Source organism: Segeticoccus sp., from assembly GCF_035708005.1.
In genome coordinates, this window is record NZ_DASSTI010000182.1 from 1 (window position 1) to 17,159 (window position 17,159).

Consider the following 17,159-nt stretch of genomic DNA (forward strand, 5'->3'; position numbering starts at 1 on the left):
GCCATCAACGGACTGATCGAGCTCCACCGCCGCATCGCCCGAGGCTTCCGCAACCGCGCCAACTACCGACTACGCATGCTCCTGATCGCCGGCGGCCTCATCCTGCCCGAGCAGTGAGCCCCACCGCAGGTACGAAGAGCCCGATAACCCGCGCCCGGCTCTGATGAATGGGAAGTATGCTCCCCGGTCTGTCCGCCCGTCAAGGCTCAAACGTAAACTCACGAAAGGCCGCGCCTGTCGACGCGGGAGGGGCTACGCTTGCTTTCGACTGCGGCCCAGCGGGGGGTGGCACGGTGGGCCACCGAGGCCGCGTTGCGCGAAGAGCTGGACCCAGTTCCTTTCGACCGTAGAGATCGCGTCGGCCCTGGTGCGCACCTCCGGCACTAGCTTGGCCGCCTGCTCGAAGGCGCCATGTCAGACGAGCGGTCAGTTCGATGACAGCCGTGTGCCCGTGGCCTTTGATCCCTGGCGGTCAGGCACGTGGTCCCTGCCGACTACAGACGCCGTTACCTGGCGGTCGGCCTCCGCAAACTGACCGTGGTCGGGGTACCCGGATTCGAACCGGGGGCCTCTGCTTCCCAAAAGCAGCGCGCTACCAAACTGCGCCACACCCCGTTGCTGAGCCGACGTTGGCGACATAATACCAACGCGCTGACCTGCTGCGTCCTGCCCTCCACTCTAGGTAAGATTCGAACCGGCGGCCTTCCGCTCCCAAAGCGGACGCGCTACCAAGCTGCGCCATACCCCGTCCCCACGCCCGGAACCGCCGCCGGTCCTCCGGCACGACGCACGGCCGACGACCGGCGCGACGGGGAGGTGATTTCGGTTCCCGTGGGAGCGGGCACTAGGCTAACGGCTCGCACCGCCGTCTCGGACGGCGGTGCCCGCGGGTGTAGCTCAATGGTAGAGCCCCAGTCTTCCAAACTGGCTACGCGAGTTCGATTCTCGTCACCCGCTCCACCGTGTCCGTCCCGGCAGCGCCGCCCGCGCCGGGCGCCCCCGGAAGCCAGCATTCACCGGGAATGCGCAGGAAGTCCGTTGCCTCTCCCTTTGCCGTCCCCCGCCAGGACCTGCCAAGGTGGGAGACGTCCCGTCGGCTGCGGCCGGCACCACAGAAAGGAGAGATCCTGCGATGGGTTTCATGGACGACATGAAGGACAAGGCCCAGGACGCCACCGACGAGCACGGTGAGCAGATCGGGCAGGGCATCGACAAGGCCGGCAACATGGCCGACGAGAAGACCGGAGGCAAGTACGGCGACCAGATCGACTCCGGAGGCGAGAAGCTGAAGGACGGTCTCGACGGGCTCGACGGCCAGAACGACGACATCGGGGGCGGCGGCGGGGGCAACGCCGGTGGCGGGGAGAACGCCGGCGGCGACAACGCCAACAACTGAGTTCACGCGGACGGGCCCGGGAGCTGCTCCCGGGCCCGTTTGCCTGTCCTGACGTCCTGTGTCGGGCGCTCAGGTGCGCCAGACCATGACCACCGCCCGGTCGTCCATCTCCCCGGCGACCGCCGCGCCGCAGATCCGCTCGGCGGCACCCGAGAAGCCCTGGCCGAGGTACCGCTCGGCGACGCCCAGCATCCCGTCGATGCCCACGTCGAGGTCGCGGTCGCGCCGTTCGATGACCCCGTCGGTGTAGATCAGCAGGGCGTCCCCGGGCTCCAGGCAGCCCTGCTGCCTCGGGAACTGCGCGTCCGGGATGACGCCCAGCAGCGGGCCGTGCTGGGCCCGCAGCACCTTCCACAGCCCCGAGCCGGCGTGGTACTGCACGGCCGGGGGGTGGCCGGCGCTCGACACCGCGAACTGTCCGCTGTCCAGGTCGAAGGTGACGTGGATCGCGGTGGCGAAGCCCTCCTGCCAGTCCTGGCGCAGCAGGTAGGCGTTGGCGGCGGGCAGGAACTCGGGCGGTTGCATGGCCCCGAGCAGTCCGCCGAAGGCACCGGACAGCAGCAGGGACCGGGTGCCGGCGCCGACCCCCTTGCCCGAGACGTCGAACAACCCGATCTCCAGGCGGTCGGCGTCCTCGGTGCGGGTCCGGTCCGCGACGACGAAGTCTCCGGAGAACGCCTCACCGTGCGCGGAGTAGAGCGCGCTCTCCGCGTGCCAGGACGCCGGGAGCGGGGGCAGCTCGCCGTGCACGCGCAGCCGGTCACGCAGGTCGACCAGCATGGTCTCCCCCAGGCCGCCCTGGACACCGAGTCGGGCGCGGCTGCGGGCCACCGACACCATCATCGCGACGACGACCACGAACCCGATGGCGGTGCCGGGCAGGTTCGGCTTGGTGATGCCCGTGGTGAGCACGATGACGGCGCTGATGGTGAAGCAGATGAACACCACCGCCAGCACCAGCCGCATCTCCGCAGCCGACAGGAACAGACCGGCGGCGACGGCGAGCGGCACGAAGACCGACCAGGGCACCCAGGTCGGTGCCAGCACGATCCCCCACGAGGCCAGGCCGGCGAGGACAATGAGCACTGCCGCGAGCGGCACTCGGCTGAGCGCGCGCATGCGGGCACTGCGCGTCACGGCTGCGGGCTGCCGCTGACGCGCGAGCACCTCAGCGTGACTCGCCATGCCGCTGAGGGTAGTGACGAAACAGCCACGTGAGCTCCGTCTTTACCGAGTTCTTAACTCGGGTGTCGGGTGCCTCATGCATGCGGTTCCGGCGGAAGGGTCCCGTCCTCCTCGTAGCGGGCGATCATCGCCAGCCGGCGCGCGTGCCGCTCCTCGTCGCTGAACGGCGTGGCCAGGAAGACGTCGACGATCTCGAGGGCCTCCGCGGTGCTGGTCACCCGGGCGCCGATCGAGACCACCCGGGCGTCGTTGTGCTGGCGGGCGAGCTCGGCCAGCTCGGTGGTGCCGCACAGCGCCGCGCGGATCCCCCGCACCTTGTTGGCCGCGATCTGCTCGCCGTTGCCGGACCCGCCCAGGACGATGCCCAGCGACCCCTCGTCGGCGGCGACCCCCTCGGCCGCCCGCAGCACGGCCACCGGGTAGTCGTCCTGGGCGTCGTAGCGGTGCGGGCCGTGGTCGACGACCTCGTGCCCCTCCTCCCGCAGGTGCCGAACCAGCTCGACCTGCAGTTCGTATGCCGCGTGGTCGCCTCCGATGTGGACGCGCATGGGTGGGGATTCCTTTGCTGGAGAACGGATCGGGGTGGAGCTGCTCGGGGCCGGGACCGGCGGTCAGCTGAAGTCGGGGCCCTTCTCGCGGCTGCGCTTCAGCTCGTAGAAGCCGGGGGTGCCGGCGACGAGGAGGCAGCCGTCCCAGAGCCGGCCGGCCTGCTCCCCCTTCGGGGCCGGCGTGACGACCGGGCCGAAGAACGCGACGCCCTCCACGGCGATCACCGGCGTGCCGACGTCGTTGCCGACCAGGTCGATCGCCCGCTGGTGGCTGGCGCGCAGCTGCTCGTCGACCTCGTCGGAGTCGGCGAACCGGGCGAGCTCGGCCGGCAGCCCGACCTCGGCGAGCGCCTCCTTGATGACGGTCGGGCGGTCGTCCATCTCCTGCAGGTGGATCCGGGTCCCCATCGCGTCATAGAGGGGCTTGATCACCTGGTCACCGTGCTCGCGGGACGCGGCCACGATGACCCGCACCGGGCCCCAGGAGCGGTCCATGAGGTCGCGGTAGTCGTCGGGCAGCTCCCGGCCCTCGTTGAGCACGGACAGGCTCATCACCGACCAGGTCACCCGCACGTCGCGGACCTGCTCGACCTGCATCAGCCAGCGCGAGGTCATCCACGCCCACGGGCACGCCGGGTCGAACCACATCTCCACCGGGGTGGCACCGGAGGCACCGGTCGGGCCGGTATCCGATGCGGTCGTCTCGGTTGTCTGGTCGCTGCTCTGTCGGGTCTCGCTCACCCGACCATCCTGCCAGCCACCCCGTGCGAGGATGGCGAGCGACCCTGTCCCCTGCCCCACAGGAGATCTGCCGTGCCCGGCAAGAACCTCACCCGCGCCGAAGCCCGCGAACGCGCCGACCTGCTCACCGTGGACTCCTACGAGGTGGCCCTCGACCTCACGACGGGGCCGACGACCTTCCGGACGACCACGACCGTCCGGTTCGCGGCCGCCGAGGAGGGCGCGGAGAGCTTCCTCGACCTGCTCGCCGACTCGGTGCGCTCCATCACCCTCAACGGCGAGGCGCTGGACCCGGCGACCCACTTCGACGGTGCCCGCGTGCGGCTGCCGGGGCTGCGCCCCCGCAATGAGGTGACCGTGGACGCCGACGGCAGCTACATGAACACCGGTGAGGGCCTGCACCGCTTCGTCGACCCGGCCGACGACGAGGTCTACCTCTACACCCAGTTCGAGGTGGCCGACAGCCGGCGCATGTTCGCCGTGTTCGAGCAACCCGACCTCAAGGCGACGTTCGCCTTCACCATCACGGCCCCGGCGCACTGGCAGGTCGTGTCCAACCAGCCCACCCCGGAACCGCAGCCGGCGGGCGAGGGCGACCAGGGGAAGGGACCGGTGCCGACGGCCACCTGGCGGTTCGCCGCCACGCCGCGCATCTCGTCATACATCACGGCGCTCATCGCGGGGCCGTATGACGTGGTGCGCGACGAGGTGACCACCCGCAAGGGCGTGGTGCCGATGGGGCTGTTCTGCCGGCGGTCACTGACGCCGTACCTGGACGCGGAGAACGTCTTCGACTGCACCAAGCGCGGATTCGCCTTCTTCGAGAAGGAGTTCGACGTCGAGTACCCCTTCGAGAAGTACGACCAGCTGTTCACGCCGGAGTACAACATGGGCGCGATGGAGAACGCGGGCGCGGTGACGTTCAACGAGATCTACGTCTTCCGCGCCAAGGTCCCCGACGCCCTCGTGGAGCGGCGCGCCCTGACCATCCTGCACGAGCTGGCGCACATGTGGTTCGGCAACCTCGTGACGATGCAGTGGTGGAACGACCTGTGGCTCAACGAGTCGTTCGCCGAGTGGGCCTCGACCACCGCCCAGGCCGAGGCGACCCAGTGGGAGTCGGCGTGGACGACGTTCGGCACCTCCGAGAAGGCGTGGGCCTACAACCAGGACCAGCTGTCCTCGACCCACCCGATCGTCGCGGACATCCGCGACCTCGAGGACGTCGAGGTGAACTTCGACGGGATCACCTACGCCAAGGGCGCCTCGGTGCTCAAGCAGCTGGTCGCCTACGTCGGGCGGGAGCCGTTCGTGGCCGGGCTGCGCGCCTACTTCGCCCAGCACGCCTGGGGCAACACCACCCTCGCTGACCTGCTCGAGGAGCTGGAGCGGACCTCCGGGCGGGACCTGGCGACCTGGTCCAAGCTCTGGCTCGAGACGGCCGGGGTGAACACGCTGACCCCCGAGGTGGAGGTGGACGACGCCGGCCGGCTGGCCTCCGTGGCGATCCTGCAGTCGGCGGCCGAGGAGCAGCCGACGCTGCGGCCGCACCGGCTCGCCGTGGGCCTCTACCGGCTCGAGGGAGAGCAGCTGGTCCGCACCAAGCGGGTCGAGCTCGACGTCGACGGCGAGCGCACCGAGGTGCGTGAGCTGGTCGGCGAGCCGCAGCCCGACCTGCTGCTCGTCAACGATGACGACCTGGCCTACGGCAAGATCCGCCTCGACCCGCGCTCGACAGCCACAGCGGTCGCGCACCCGCGGGCGTTCACCGACAGCCTGCCGCGGGCGCTGGTGCTCGGGGCTGCCTGGGACATGACCCGGGACGCGGAGATGTCGGCCCGCGACTTCCTCGAGCTGGCGCTCAACTCGCTGCCCGGGGAGACGGACTCCACGCTGGTCCGCACCCTGCTGGGCCAGGTGAACCTGGCGGTGCGGTCCTACGTCGCGCCCCAGCACCGGCAGGCGGCCGAGGCCGAGCTGACCGCTCGGCTGCGTGACCTCCTGGTGCAGGCGACGCCGGGCAGTGACGCCCAGCTGCAGCTGATGACCGCCTTCGCGGGGCACGCCGCCAGCGAGCAGGACGTGGCGTGGGTGCGTGGTCTGTACGACGGCAGCGAGCAGCTGCCCGGCCTGGCGGTCGACACCGAGATGCGCTGGACGCTGCTGACCTGCCTGGCGGCGGCCGGCGCCGCCGACGAGGCGGAGATCCAGGCCGAGCACGACCGCGACCGCACCGCGACCGGTGCCGAGCGGGCGGCGCGGGCCCGGGCGGCCCGGCCGACCCACGAGGCCAAGGACGAGGCGTGGCGGCTCGCGGTCGAGCAGTCCGATCTGGCCAACCAGACGATCGAGGCGCTGGCGCTCGGCTGGGGCCGGGCGCACGACCCCGAGGCGCTGCTGCGGCCGTTCGTCCAGCGCTACCACGAGGCGCTCACCGGCGTGTGGGACTCGCGGACCCACGCGATCGCCGAGTCGATCGCGGTCGGGTTCTACCCGCGGTCGCTGGCGAGCGCCGAGCTGCGCGACGCCTCCCAGTCGTGGCTGGACGCCCACCCGGACGCTCCCGCCGGGCTGCGCCGGACCGTCGCCGAGAACCGGGACGGGATCAGCCGGGCGCTCGCCTGCCAGGCCAGGGACGCCGACCGCCCCGCCTGACCGGACCACCCCGGCCCGGACAGCTGGTCAGCTCGTCAACGGGTGGCGACGGTCCCGGCGAGCCGCCTGGCCCAGCGCGAGACCATCAGGTCCTCGAGGGTCACGAGCCGGCCGTCCGGCCCGGTGAGGGGCAGTCGCCAGTTCGGGTACTCATCCGACGTGCCCGGCTGGTTGATCGCCACCTTGTCCCCGGCCAGGTCGGCGACGGCCACGCCCAGCAGCAGGCTGGGCGTCCAGGTGAGGAAGCGGTGCAGCGCGCGGATCTGCTCCGGGACGCCGGCCCCCTCCTCGAGCAGCCCCCGCTCGCGGAGCAGGTCGAGCACCTGCTGGCGCCCCGCCTCGTCCTCGGCGCGTTCCTCCTCGAGGGATCGGGTGAGCAGCCCGAGCCGGTGCCGCAGGTCGACGTGGCTGCCCTCGAGGTAGCCGGCCGACGGCGGCAGGTCGTGCGTCGTGACGGTCGCCAGGCACAGCTCGCGGTAGGACTCCGCCGGCAGCGGCTCCCCGTCCTCGTCCCGCTCGAACCACAGGATCGAGGTGCCGAGGATGCCCCGCTCACGCAGGTAGTCGCGCACCCACGCCTCGACCGTGCCGAGGTCCTCGCCGATGACCACCGCTCCGGCGCGGTGGGCCTCCAGCGCGAGGATCCCGACGAGCGCCTCGTGGTCGAGCCGCACATAGGTGCCCCGGTCGGGCCCCATCCCCTCCGGCACCCACCACAGCCGGAACAGCCCGATGATGTGGTCGACCCGCAGGCCGCCAGCGCTGCGCAGCACGGTCCGCAGCATGTCCCGGAACGGCAGGTAGCCCTGCTCGGCGAGCTGGTCCGGCCGCCACGGCGGCTGGCTCCAGTCCTGCCCGATCTGGTTGTACTGGTCCGGCGGCGCTCCCACGGTCACCCCGCGCGCGAGGGCGTCGCCGAGCGCCCAGGCGTCCGCGCCCCGCGGGTGCACCCCGACGGCCAGGTCGTGCACCACGCCGATCGGCATGCCGGCGTCGCACAGCGCCCGGTGCACGGCGGCGAGCTGCTCCTGGACCACCCACTGCAGCCACGAGTGGAAACGCACCCGGTGGGCATGCTCCTCCCGGAACCGTTGCACCGCCTCGCTGTTGGGGTCGTGCAGCTCGGCGGGCCAGTCGGTCCAGGGCAGCCCGTGGACCTCGGCGAGCGCGCACCACGTCGCGAAGTCGACCAGCCCGCGCCCCTCCCGCTCGCAGAAGTCGGTGAAGGCCCGCTCCCGGCGGGGTGAACGCGGCTGGGCAAACACCAGCTGCAGCGCCGCCCGCTTCGCGGCCCAGGACGCGTCCCGGTCCAGTACGTCGCTGCCGTTCAGGGCCCGCGCGTCGTCGCCGTGCCACTCGAGCAGCTGCCGCTCGGCGGCCGACAGGTAGGCCACCTCCGGCACGTCCTCCACCCGGATGTAGAGCGGGTTCGCGAACCGCCGGGTCGTCGGCAGGTAGGGCGAGGGCTCCATCGGTGGCACCGGCTCGGCGGCGTGCATCGGGTTGACCAGCACGAAGCCGGCCCCCAGCTCGCCGGCGCCCCAGGCACCGAGGTCGCCGAGGTCACCCAGGTCGCCGATCCCCCACGAGTGCTCCGAGCGCACGGCATACAGCTGCGTCATCAACCCCCAGACCTGCCCGGTATGCCGACCCGCCGGTTCCGCGCCTCCCTCACCCGGCCGGGTGGTCGCCCTGCGACCGCGGGCCTCCTGCGCGGACCTGACCGGGCCCGCAGAGCCGACCGACCGCGCGGCCGGGACCGTGGCCGGCGGCTCCAGCCGCGCGGGGGTGACGACGAGCGGCATACCACTGGTGCGGCCGCCGATGGTGACCTCCAACCGGTGCCAGCCGACCGGCAGGTCACCGGGGACCGCCAGGGTGGCCTCGCCGACCTTCTGCCCATCGACGGTGCGCGGGTCGACCCAGTGGTCGACCTGGTGGACCGGTCGGGTGCCGCCGTCCTCGAGCCGGAGCAGCATCTCGTCGATGGGGGTGCCGTGGGGCAGGTGCACCGGCACCCAGGGAGTCTCTTCCTCGCGGCAGACCAGCACCGGGGGGAGGGTCCGGCGCCAGGGGGCGTCGCGGTGGTCAGCGAGGGCCGCCTCGACCTCGAGGGGCGTACCGGCGGACACGCCGAGGGCGGCGAGCACCGCAACGACGGTCTCCTCACCGACGGTCACGTACCGGCCGTGCCAGTCCCAGTACTCGGTGGCCACGCCATGGGCGTGGGCGAGCTCCACGAGCTGCGGGGAGAGGGCGGAAGTCGACACGGCGGTCCTCGGCAGGGTGGGGAGTCTGGTGCTACCGGGGCGAGTGTTTCACGTCACGGCGCGTGCGCCACGGACCGGCGCCTCGTCGAGCGGGCCCTCGGCTTCCCGCACAATGGCAGCCATGCACCATCCCGACCTGCACGTCCCGACGGCGGTGGACTGGGAGAGCGTCGGACAGTTCTTCCTCGGCGCCCCGCTGGTGATCGTCTGCATCATCATCGGCGCCCTCGTGCTGCGCTGGCTCATCCACCGCGCGATCGACCGACTGGTCCAGACCACCACCGCCCGGACCCGCACCGAGGAGCGGGAGACCGGCGACACCGGCGGTGTCCGAGCGCGGGCGACCGCCGCGGTCGCCCGCGCCACCCGGCACGCGCGAGAGCGGCAGCGGCAGCGCATGGCCACGATGGGTTCGGTCCTCAAGAGCGTGACCACCCTGGTCCTCGGCCTGCTCGCCCTGCTGACGATCATGGCCGAGGTCGGCATCCCCCTCGCGCCGCTGCTGGCCTCGGCCGGCGTCGGGGGTGTCGCCCTGGGCTTCGGCGCCCAGAGCCTGGTCAAGGACTTCCTGTCCGGGATCTTCATGATCGTCGAGGACCAGTACGGCGTCGGCGACGTCGTCGACACCGGCGACGTGCTCGGCACGGTCGAGGAGGTCAGCCTGCGGGTCACCCGGGTGCGCGACTTCACCGGGGTCATCTGGTACATCCGCAACGGCGAGATCCTGCGCATCGCCAACCACTCGCAGGGCTGGTCGACCGCCATCGTGGACGTCCCGGTCGCCGCGACCGCGGACGTCGACAAGGTGCTCGAGCTCATTGCCACCTCGGTCGAGGAGCTCAACGACAGCGGCGAGCTGAAGGACCAGCTGCTCGAGGCGCCGGTGGTCGCCGGCGTGCAGTCGGTCTCCCCCGGCGTGGTGACGATCCGCGTCACGGCCAAGTGCGCGCCGGTCGAGAACTACGGCGCGCAGCGGGCGATCCTCGCCCACATCAAGACCGACCTCGACCGCGCCGGCGTGCGCCAGCCGGTGCCGATGGTGCCGTTCGGCGGCGCCCCGGCGACCACCTGAGCCGGTGACTTCTCCGGCGCCCGCCGTCGCCCGGCGCACCCGCTTGGTGGGCGACAGTGGCCGGCGGCGCCCCGACCGCCGGAGGGGCGGCATACCGGTTGTGCGGGCGACTTGGACAATGGACCGGTGACGGGCAGGACGTTCTATGACGAGGTCGGCGGCCACGAGACGTTCGTGACGCTGGTGAAGGAGTTCTACCGCGGCGTGGCCGGTGATCCCGAGCTGCGGGCGCTCTACCCGGAGGAGGACCTCGGGCCGGCCGAGGTGCGGCTGCGGATGTTCCTCGAGCAGTACTGGGGTGGGCCGACGACCTACTCCGAGCAACGCGGGCACCCGCGGCTGCGGATGCGGCACGTGCCGTTCAAGGTCACGCCGAGCCAGCGCGACCGGTGGCTGAAGCACATGATGGCCGCCGTCGACACCCTCGATCTGCCGCCCGCGAACGACCTGCTGATCCGCGACTACTTCACCCGGGCCGCCCACTCGCTGGTGAACTCCTTCGACGAGTAGGGCCGTCGCCGGCCCGCGCGCCCGAGCACTTCTCACGCCACCGCGGCGGATGCCGCCCGCACCCCCCACCGACCCCGCCGGCGATTTCACTCCCGCCGGGTGAGCGGGGAGGATGTGTCGGTGACCGACCTGATGGCCAGCACGAACCTCGTCCACTCCCCCGACGCCGCCGATGCCCCGTGGTGGCGGCACGCGGTGATCTACCAGATCTACCCGCGGTCCTGGGCCGACAGCGACGGTGACGGCATCGGCGACCTGCCGGGGATCACCGGCCGGCTGCCCTACCTGCGCGACCTGGGGGTCGACGCGATCTGGCTGTCCCCGTTCTACGTCTCGCCGCAGGCGGATGCCGGCTACGACGTGGCCAACTACCGCGACATCGACCCGATCTTCGGTGAGCTGTCTGACGCCGAGGAGCTCATCCGCGTCGCCCACGACCTGGGGCTGCGGGTCATCGTCGACCTCGTGCCGAACCACACCTCCGACGAGCACCCGTGGTTCCGGGCGGCCCTCGCGACCGGCCCGGCCAGTTCAGCGGCGACGTACCAGGAGCCGGGAGAAGACACTGCGCGCGCCCGCTACCTCTTCCGGGACGGCCGGGGCGAACGCGGTGAGCTGCCGCCGAACAACTGGACCAGCGTCTTCGGCGGGTCGGCATGGGAGCCGGTGCGCGACGGCCGGACCGGGGCGAGCGGCAAGCAGCAGTGGTACCTGCACCTGTTCGACCGCAAGCAGCCCGACCTCGACTGGCAGAACCCGCAGGTCCACCGCGAGTTCTGCGACATCCTGCGCTTCTGGCTGCACCGGGGCGCGGACGGATTCCGGGTCGACGTGGCCCACGGCCTGGTCAAGGCCGACGGGCTGCCGGACTGGACCGGCGACCAGCACATGCTCGGTGACCTCGACGGCTCCGCCCACCCGGGGCCGACGGTCCACTCGCCCGCCCCGATGTGGGACCAGGACGGCGTGCACGAGATCTACCGCGAGTGGCGCAAGGTCCTCGACGAGTACGCCGTGCCCGGCGAGGACCGCGACCGGATCCTGTGCGCCGAGGCGTGGGTGGACGACCCGGAGCGCGCCGCCCGCTACGTGCGGCCGGACGAGATGCACCAGGCGTTCAACTTCGACTTCCTGCAGTCCCCGTGGCGCGCGGAGGACCTGCGCAGCATCATCGAGGAGTCGCTCGTGGCCAACGACGAGGTCGGCGCGCCCACCACGTGGGTGCTGTCCAACCACGACGTCGTGCGTCACGCCTCGCGGCTCGGCCTGCCGGTGGGCACCCCCCGCCCCAACGGGATCGGCATCGGCGACCCCCAGCCCGACGCGGACCTCGGCCTGCGCCGGGCCCGCGCCGCGACGACGCTGATGCTGGCCCTGCCCGGCGGCGCGTACCTCTACCAGGGCGAGGAGCTCGGGCTGCCGGACAACCTCGCCATCCCCGACGAGCTGCGCCAGGACCCGACCTGGGAGCGCTCGGGCCACACCGAGCGCGGTCGGGACGGCGCCCGGGTGCCGATGCCCTGGGAAGGCGACGAGCCGGCATACGGCTTCGGTCCGTCGGCGCGCACCTGGCTGCCCCAGCCGGAGGGTTACGGCGCGCTCGCCGTCGACCGCCAGACCGGTATGCCGGGCTCGACCCTGGAGCTGTACCGCACCTTGCTGCGCCTGCGCCGGGAGCTGACGCTCGGGCGCGGGTCGCTCGCGTGGCTGGAGGGCTTCGGCGAGGACGTGGTCGCGTACAGCAACGAGGGCACTGGTGGGTCGGCGCAGCGGATCGCGGTGGTCCTCAACCTGGGCGACGAGCCGGTGGCGCTACCGGACGGCGCTGAGGTGCTGGTGGCCAGTGGCGACCTCGAGCCGGGGGGATCCCTGCCCACGGACACGGCGGCGTGGGTCCGCCTGTGACCAGAGCGCATTCCGCTCGCCGCTGTTGACCTCAAGCGCACTTCACCTGGTCCGGTCGGTCGGGTGACGACCAGAACCCCTCCCACCCCGTCGCCGGGTAGCGTTGCCCCCGTGCCGCCCGCCGACCGCGCCCGCAGCGAGCGGCGCCTCGTCGGCGGCCCGATGAGCCGGCCGTTCCGGCTGGTCACCGTCTGCATGCTGGCGCTGGTGACGATCATCGCGTTCGAGGCGATGGCCATCTCCACGGCGATGCCGGTGGTCGCGCGGGACCTGGCAGCGGTGCGGTCCTACGGCCTGGCGTTCTCGTTCTTCCTGACCGCCGAGCTGCTCGGGATCGTCCTGGCCGGCACGTGGTCGGACCGCGGGGGCCCGTTGCGACCCCTGCTGACCGGCACGACGCTGCTGGCCGCCGGCTCGGCGCTGGCAGGGCTGGCCTGGGCCTTCCCCGTGCTGCTCCTCGGCCGGATCGTCGCCGGAACCGGCGCCGGGCTGAATGTCGTCGCGCTCTACGTCGTGATCGGCCACGCCTACCCGGACGCGCTGCGGCCACGGGTGTTCAGCTGGGTCTCGGCAGCGTGGGTGCTGCCCGCCCTCGTGGGGCCACCCATCTCGGGGTGGATCACGCACATGTTCTCGTGGCGGTGGGTGTTCCTGGTCGTGCTGGCGCCGATCGCGGTGACCTTCACGCTCGTGGTGCGCCAGCGCGGACAGTTCCAGCGCGGCGAGCGACCCGAGTCGGTGACGGCCGGGGCGGACGCCCCCGTGCCGAGCGGCTCACCGTCCGGTCCACCACGCCGCGGCGGTCGGGCCGCCCGCACCGTCTGGCTCGGCGTGCTGGTCGCCGTCTGTGCCGGCGTGGTGCAGTGGGGCGCCGACCAGCTGGTGCCGCTGCGGCTCGGCCCGGTCGTCGCGGTGGCGATCGGGCTGGTCGGCATGGCGGTGGCCGCCCCACGACTGGTCACCCCCGGCGCGGTGCGGATGGCGCGCGGGCTCCCCTCGGTCATGTCGAGCCGGTTCCTGCTGACCGCGTCGTTCAACGGGGCGATGACGTTCGTGCCGCTCATGCTGGTCGCCGAACGCGACCTGAGCCTGACCGTCGCCGGCGTCATGCTCACCCTCGGCTCCCTGGGCTGGTCGGCGGGAGCGTTCCTGCAGGGGCGGGACGCCCTGCACGGCCGCCGCTCCGAGCTCGTCGCCGCCGGCGGGGCGTTCCTCGCTGCCGGCATCCTGCTGCTCGCCGCCATCGCCGAATTCGGCTGGCACACCTACCTTGTCCCGGTCGCGGCCACCCTCACCGGTGTCGGCATGGGCATGGCGATGTCGGCCGTCTCGGTCCTCGCCCTGGCCCTCAGCACGCGCCAGGACCGGGGCCGCGCGTCCTCCTCGCTCAACCTCGCGGACGTGCTCGGCAGCGTGATCGGCCTGTCCCTGTCCGGCGCGGTGTTCGCCGCCCTGCACCACCAGCACGGCTCGGACGCACCCGTCTTCGCCCTCATGTGGGCGCTGCTCGCGGTCCTGGCCGCGGGCGTCGTGATCGGCGGTCAGCGCACGAGGACGTGACCGGCCGGTGTGGTGAGCCGGGTCCACCGGCCGTGGGCGAACACCTGCACGTCACCTCCGCGCAGGAACCCCAGGCTGTATGCCGCGAAGGCGCCTCCCGCGGGCACCGGCGGCACCGTGCCGGTCGCCCGCCCCCAGACCGCCTGCCGCAGTGCGGTGACGGCGGGTCCGCCGGCACCGCCGTCCGGGGTGCCCCGGGCGACCTCGGCGATGCCGTCGCGCGCCGCCTGCTCGAGGTCGGCCGCGGCGACGGTGCCCACCGGCTCCCACCCGCCGCGCGGCGGCGCGAGGGCGGCCCAGCCGGCGCGCACGGTCGTCGGGGGGACGGCGAGCCGCTGCTGTTCGTCCTCGCCGCGGCGGGCCAGGCGGTCGGAGACGCTGCGCAGGGAGACGACGGCGTCGCAATCCACCGGCTCGGCCAGGGGCATCGCGCGCATGCCGATCACGGCTCCCTCCCCCATCAGCCCGCGGCCGGGGAGCACGCCGACGTAGGCGGCGAGGGTCAGGCCGACGGCCTGCAGCCGCACCGCCCCGTCCTCGTCCAGCGAGCGCGCCCGGCCCACGAACGTGGACAGGTCCGCGCGGAAGCGCGGGTCGGGGAAGCGCAGGACGACCTGGTCGGCCATGGCGCTCAGCGACCGCCCTTCGTGCGCCAGCGGAAGGCGACGGGCTCGGCATACTGCTTGTCCAGCACGGCGCGCTCGTCGGGGCGGAGACGGCGCGGGCTGGCGGTGGTGAAGTCGTAGGCGACCAGCGTGGTCTCGGCGCGGGCGTAGAGCCGGCTGCTGGGGTCGGCGGTGTCGCGGACCTCGTAGGCGAGGTCGAAGCTGGCGCCGGAGATCTTGGTGGCCCACATGGCGACGACGACGGGCGCACGGCGGAAGTCCAGGGGCGCGAGGTACTCGATCTCGTGCCGGGCGACCAGGACGCCCTCGTTGAGCATGGTGCGGTCCCGGCCGAACCAGTCCTCGAACCCGATGACGCGGGCGTCCTCGAGGAGGCGGACGAACTGGACGTTGTTGACGTGGCCGTAGGCGTCCATGTCCGACCAGCGCAGGGGGACGTCGACGTGGTAGGGGCTCGTCTCTCCGGGCGTCGCTGGGCTGCTCGTCATGGCCGCCATCATCGCAGGGCGCCGGGCCGGAACGCGGGGCGGAGGTCGCGGGGCGGATATCGTCGGCCGGGTGACGACCAACGACGAGGGCGCCGGCAACGGGGCGCCGCTGGCCGACCCGCTGGAGGACCTGCTGGACGTGCTGGACCTGCGGGCGGTGGGCTCGACCCGGATCAGCGTCGACGCGTTCGAGGGCGCGGACGGCGCCGCGGACTTCGCCGAGCTCGGCGCGTCGGAGGCCGACGTCTTCGTCGGGCGCAGCCAGCCGCAGCCGCACGGGCGGGCCTTCGGCGGGCAGGTGCTCGCGCAGTCGATCATCGCGGCCGGGCGCACGGTCACCGCGGCCACGGAGGCCCGTGGCGGGCCGCCGCGGCAGATCCACTCGCTGCACGGGTACTTCCTCCGGCCCGGTGACTCCAGCCACCCCATCCGCTTCGCCGTCGAGCGGCTGCGCGATGGCCGGTCCTTCTCGGCCCGGCGGGTGCACGCGATCCAGCACGGCAAGGTGATCCTGTCGATGATCACCTCCTTCCAGGAACCGGCCGACGGGATCGAGCACCAGGATCCGATGCCGGCCGCCCCGGAGCCCGAGACGCTCCCGACCGCCGCCGAGGCGCTCAAGGGCGTGGACCACCCGGTCGCCGACTTCACCGCGACCCGGCGGGCTGCGGACATCCGGCACGTCGAGGGGCCGATCTACCTGCGACCGGGGCGGCAGCCGGCGGCCCGGCAGAGCGTGTGGATGAAGGCGCTGCGGCCGATGCCGGACGACCCGCTGCTGCACGCGGCGGTGCTCGCCTACTGCTCGGACTACACCCTGCTCGAGCCGGTGCTGCGCCGCCACGGCCTCGCCTGGGGCGACCCCCGGTTGCGGCCGGCCAGCCTCGACCACGCCATGTGGTTCCATCGTCCCGGCCGGGCCGACGAGTGGATCCTCTACACCGAGGACTCCCCCTCCGCGTCCGGTGGACGCGGACTCGGCGTGGGGCGGATGTTCGCCGCCGACGGGACGCTGATCGCCACCGTGGCCCAGGAGGGCATGGTCCGACTGAAGGAGCGCGCATGACTGACCCCGAGATCCCGCAGGCACCCGGCACCGGCCGGGTGGCGATCGTCACCGGCGCCGGCCGCGGCATCGGTGCGGCGACCGCGCGACGGCTCGCCGAGGACGGGCACGCCGTGGCCGTCCTCGACCTGGACGAGCGCGGGTGCACCACGACCGTGGCGGCCATCACCGAGACCGGCGGCACGGCCTACGCGGTGGCCGCCGACGTGAGCCAGGAGGAGCAGGTCGCCGCTGCCGTCGAGCAGGTCACGCTCGAACTGGGGCCGCCGACCATCCTCGTCAACAACGCCGGCGTGATCCGCGACAACCTGCTGTTCAAGATGACGGCGGAGGACTGGGACACCGTGCTCGGGGTCCACCTGCGCGGCGCCTTCCTCATGACGCGGGCGGTGCAGGCGCACATGATCGAGGAGAAGTACGGCCGGATCGTGAACCTGTCCTCCACCTCGGCGCTCGGCAACCGGGGGCAGGTCAACTACTCGGCCGCCAAGGCGGGGATGCAGGGCTTCACCAAGACGTTGGCCATCGAGCTCGGCCGCTTCGGTGTCACGGCCAACGCGGTCGCCCCCGGTTTCGTCGAGACGGACATGACGCGCGCCACCGCCGAGCGGATCGGTATGCCGTTCCAGGACTTCCTGCGCGCCGCCGCCGAGCAGATCCCCGTCGGCCGGGTCGGCCAGCCCGAGGACATCGCGGCGACGATCTCCTTCCTCGTGAGCGCGGAGGCCGGGTTCGTCTCCGGCCAGGTCATCTACGTCGCCGGCGGCCCGAAGGACTGAGGCAGGCGCCGGACGACGATCTCCGGCGGCTGGGCCAGCGTCTGCCCGACCACGCAGTAGCGCTCCGTCAGCGCGGCCAGGCGGGCGAGCTGGTCGTCGGTGGCGTCCGTGTCGAGCGCGGCCGTGATCGTGATGCCGGTGACCCCGACCGGGACCGACCGGTCGATGCCCAGCGTGCCGCGCGCGTCGAACGTGCCCTCGGCGGTGAGGTCGGCCGAGGTGATCTCGAGGCGCATGGCAGTGGCGACGCTGCGGAGGGTGACGCCGGCGCAGGCCAGCAGGGCCTCCAGGAGCATGTCGCCGGAGCACACGTCGCTCCCGTCGCCCCCGGTTGCCGGGTGCAGGCCGGCACGCACCG

General features: G+C 72.6%; 15 protein-coding genes and 2 tRNA genes. 9 read left to right on the top strand and 8 right to left on the bottom strand.

From position 1 onward, the window contains the following. Nucleotides 1–538: 538 nt before the first annotated feature. Nucleotides 539–615, bottom strand: a tRNA-Pro gene (locus VFL99_RS17305). Between the two features lie 271 nt (nucleotides 616–886). Between VFL99_RS17305 and VFL99_RS17310 the strand changes: the two genes are divergently transcribed. Both VFL99_RS17310 and VFL99_RS17315 read left to right on the top strand, forming a co-directional pair. After that, nucleotides 887–960 (top strand) — tRNA-Gly (locus VFL99_RS17310). Between the two features lie 172 nt (nucleotides 961–1,132). Further along, on the top strand, nucleotides 1,133–1,396 hold the full coding sequence (locus tag VFL99_RS17315) for an antitoxin (protein ID WP_349256055.1): 264 nt from the start codon (nucleotides 1,133–1,135) through the stop codon (nucleotides 1,394–1,396). Between the two features lie 69 nt (nucleotides 1,397–1,465). On the opposite strand, the gene VFL99_RS17320 is transcribed toward VFL99_RS17315, so the two are convergent. The 3 genes from VFL99_RS17320 to VFL99_RS17330 form a co-directional block, all read right to left on the bottom strand. Beyond that, complete coding sequence (locus VFL99_RS17320) at nucleotides 1,466–2,581, bottom strand: PP2C family protein-serine/threonine phosphatase (protein ID WP_325107611.1); 1,116 nt, start codon at nucleotides 2,579–2,581, stop codon at nucleotides 1,466–1,468. Nucleotides 2,582–2,655: 74 nt separating this feature from the next. After that, nucleotides 2,656–3,129, bottom strand: coding sequence for a ribose-5-phosphate isomerase (locus VFL99_RS17325; protein WP_325107612.1), 474 nt, complete (start codon nucleotides 3,127–3,129; stop codon nucleotides 2,656–2,658). A 63-nt stretch (nucleotides 3,130–3,192) separates the two neighbouring features. Then, the gene (locus VFL99_RS17330) at nucleotides 3,193–3,777 is read right to left on the bottom strand and encodes a mycothiol-dependent nitroreductase Rv2466c family protein (RefSeq protein WP_325107624.1); all 585 of its coding nucleotides are present in this window, start codon (nucleotides 3,775–3,777) and stop codon (nucleotides 3,193–3,195) included. A gap of 165 nt (nucleotides 3,778–3,942) precedes the next feature. Between VFL99_RS17330 and pepN the strand changes: the two genes are divergently transcribed. Next, nucleotides 3,943–6,525, top strand: a complete 2,583-nt coding sequence (gene pepN / locus VFL99_RS17335; RefSeq protein WP_325107613.1) for an aminopeptidase N — start codon at nucleotides 3,943–3,945, stop codon at nucleotides 6,523–6,525. Between the two features lie 35 nt (nucleotides 6,526–6,560). Here the strand turns inward: pepN and malQ are convergent, their stop codons facing one another. Next, a complete protein-coding gene (gene malQ, locus VFL99_RS17340) occupies nucleotides 6,561–8,795 on the bottom strand; it encodes a 4-alpha-glucanotransferase (protein ID WP_325107614.1) in 2,235 nt (744 codons plus the stop codon). A gap of 121 nt (nucleotides 8,796–8,916) precedes the next feature. Between malQ and VFL99_RS17345 the strand changes: the two genes are divergently transcribed. The 4 genes from VFL99_RS17345 to VFL99_RS17360 all read left to right on the top strand — a co-directional run bounded on the left by VFL99_RS17345 (nucleotide 8,917) and on the right by VFL99_RS17360 (nucleotide 13,842). After that, nucleotides 8,917–9,867 (top strand): mechanosensitive ion channel family protein, encoded by a 951-nt coding sequence (locus VFL99_RS17345; protein WP_325107616.1) that lies wholly within the window; start codon nucleotides 8,917–8,919, stop codon nucleotides 9,865–9,867. A 126-nt stretch (nucleotides 9,868–9,993) separates the two neighbouring features. Further along, a complete protein-coding gene (locus tag VFL99_RS17350) occupies nucleotides 9,994–10,377 on the top strand; it encodes a globin (RefSeq protein ID WP_325107617.1) in 384 nt (127 codons plus the stop codon). 132 nt (nucleotides 10,378–10,509) lie between these two features. Further along, nucleotides 10,510–12,282, top strand: coding sequence for a glycoside hydrolase family 13 protein (locus VFL99_RS17355; protein ID WP_325107625.1), 1,773 nt, complete (start codon nucleotides 10,510–10,512; stop codon nucleotides 12,280–12,282). A 111-nt stretch (nucleotides 12,283–12,393) separates the two neighbouring features. Continuing rightward, the gene (locus tag VFL99_RS17360) at nucleotides 12,394–13,842 is read left to right on the top strand and encodes an MFS transporter (RefSeq protein ID WP_325107618.1); all 1,449 of its coding nucleotides are present in this window, start codon (nucleotides 12,394–12,396) and stop codon (nucleotides 13,840–13,842) included. Here VFL99_RS17360 and VFL99_RS17365 read toward each other — a convergent pair. Continuing rightward, nucleotides 13,824–14,468, bottom strand: a complete 645-nt coding sequence (locus VFL99_RS17365) for a hypothetical protein (protein ID WP_325107619.1) — start codon at nucleotides 14,466–14,468, stop codon at nucleotides 13,824–13,826. The genes VFL99_RS17360 and VFL99_RS17365 overlap by 19 nt on opposite strands. A 5-nt stretch (nucleotides 14,469–14,473) precedes the next feature. After that, a complete protein-coding gene (locus tag VFL99_RS17370) occupies nucleotides 14,474–14,956 on the bottom strand; it encodes an acyl-CoA thioesterase (RefSeq protein WP_325107620.1) in 483 nt (160 codons plus the stop codon). A 70-nt stretch (nucleotides 14,957–15,026) separates the two neighbouring features. On the opposite strand from VFL99_RS17370, the gene VFL99_RS17375 reads away from it, so the two are divergent. Together VFL99_RS17375 and fabG are read left to right on the top strand one after the other, a co-directional pair. Continuing rightward, nucleotides 15,027–16,022 carry an acyl-CoA thioesterase gene (locus VFL99_RS17375; RefSeq protein WP_325107621.1) on the top strand — a complete coding sequence of 332 codons (996 nt, stop codon included), beginning with the start codon at nucleotides 15,027–15,029 and terminating at the stop codon, nucleotides 16,020–16,022. Then, nucleotides 16,019–16,801: a 3-oxoacyl-ACP reductase FabG gene (fabG, locus tag VFL99_RS17380; protein WP_325107622.1), complete on the top strand. Its 783-nt coding sequence runs from the start codon at nucleotides 16,019–16,021 to the stop codon at nucleotides 16,799–16,801. The genes VFL99_RS17375 and fabG overlap by 4 nt, the downstream gene beginning before the upstream one ends. On the opposite strand, the gene VFL99_RS17385 is transcribed toward fabG, so the two are convergent. After that, nucleotides 16,774–17,159: OsmC family protein (locus VFL99_RS17385; RefSeq protein ID WP_325107623.1), on the bottom strand; the 386-nt coding region annotated here is incomplete at its 5' end. The two genes, fabG and VFL99_RS17385, sit on opposite strands and share 28 nt — an antisense overlap.

What these genes read in the sequence shown, in the direction of transcription:
- VFL99_RS17315 (WP_349256055.1), top strand. Translation starts at nt 1,133, where the DNA reads ATGGGTTTCATGGACGACATGAAGGACAAGGCCCAGGACGCCACCGAC.
- VFL99_RS17320 (WP_325107611.1), bottom strand. Translation starts at nt 2,581, where the DNA reads ATGGCGAGTCACGCTGAGGTGCTCGCGCGTCAGCGGCAGCCCGCAGCC.
- VFL99_RS17325 (WP_325107612.1), bottom strand. Translation starts at nt 3,129, where the DNA reads ATGCGCGTCCACATCGGAGGCGACCACGCGGCATACGAACTGCAGGTC.
- VFL99_RS17330 (WP_325107624.1), bottom strand. Translation starts at nt 3,777, where the DNA reads ATGTGGTTCGACCCGGCGTGCCCGTGGGCGTGGATGACCTCGCGCTGG.
- VFL99_RS17345 (WP_325107616.1), top strand. Translation starts at nt 8,917, where the DNA reads ATGCACCATCCCGACCTGCACGTCCCGACGGCGGTGGACTGGGAGAGC.
- VFL99_RS17355 (WP_325107625.1), top strand. Translation starts at nt 10,510, where the DNA reads ATGGCCAGCACGAACCTCGTCCACTCCCCCGACGCCGCCGATGCCCCG.
- VFL99_RS17365 (WP_325107619.1), bottom strand. Translation starts at nt 14,468, where the DNA reads ATGGCCGACCAGGTCGTCCTGCGCTTCCCCGACCCGCGCTTCCGCGCG.
- VFL99_RS17370 (WP_325107620.1), bottom strand. Translation starts at nt 14,956, where the DNA reads ATGACGAGCAGCCCAGCGACGCCCGGAGAGACGAGCCCCTACCACGTC.
- fabG (WP_325107622.1), top strand. Translation starts at nt 16,019, where the DNA reads ATGACTGACCCCGAGATCCCGCAGGCACCCGGCACCGGCCGGGTGGCG.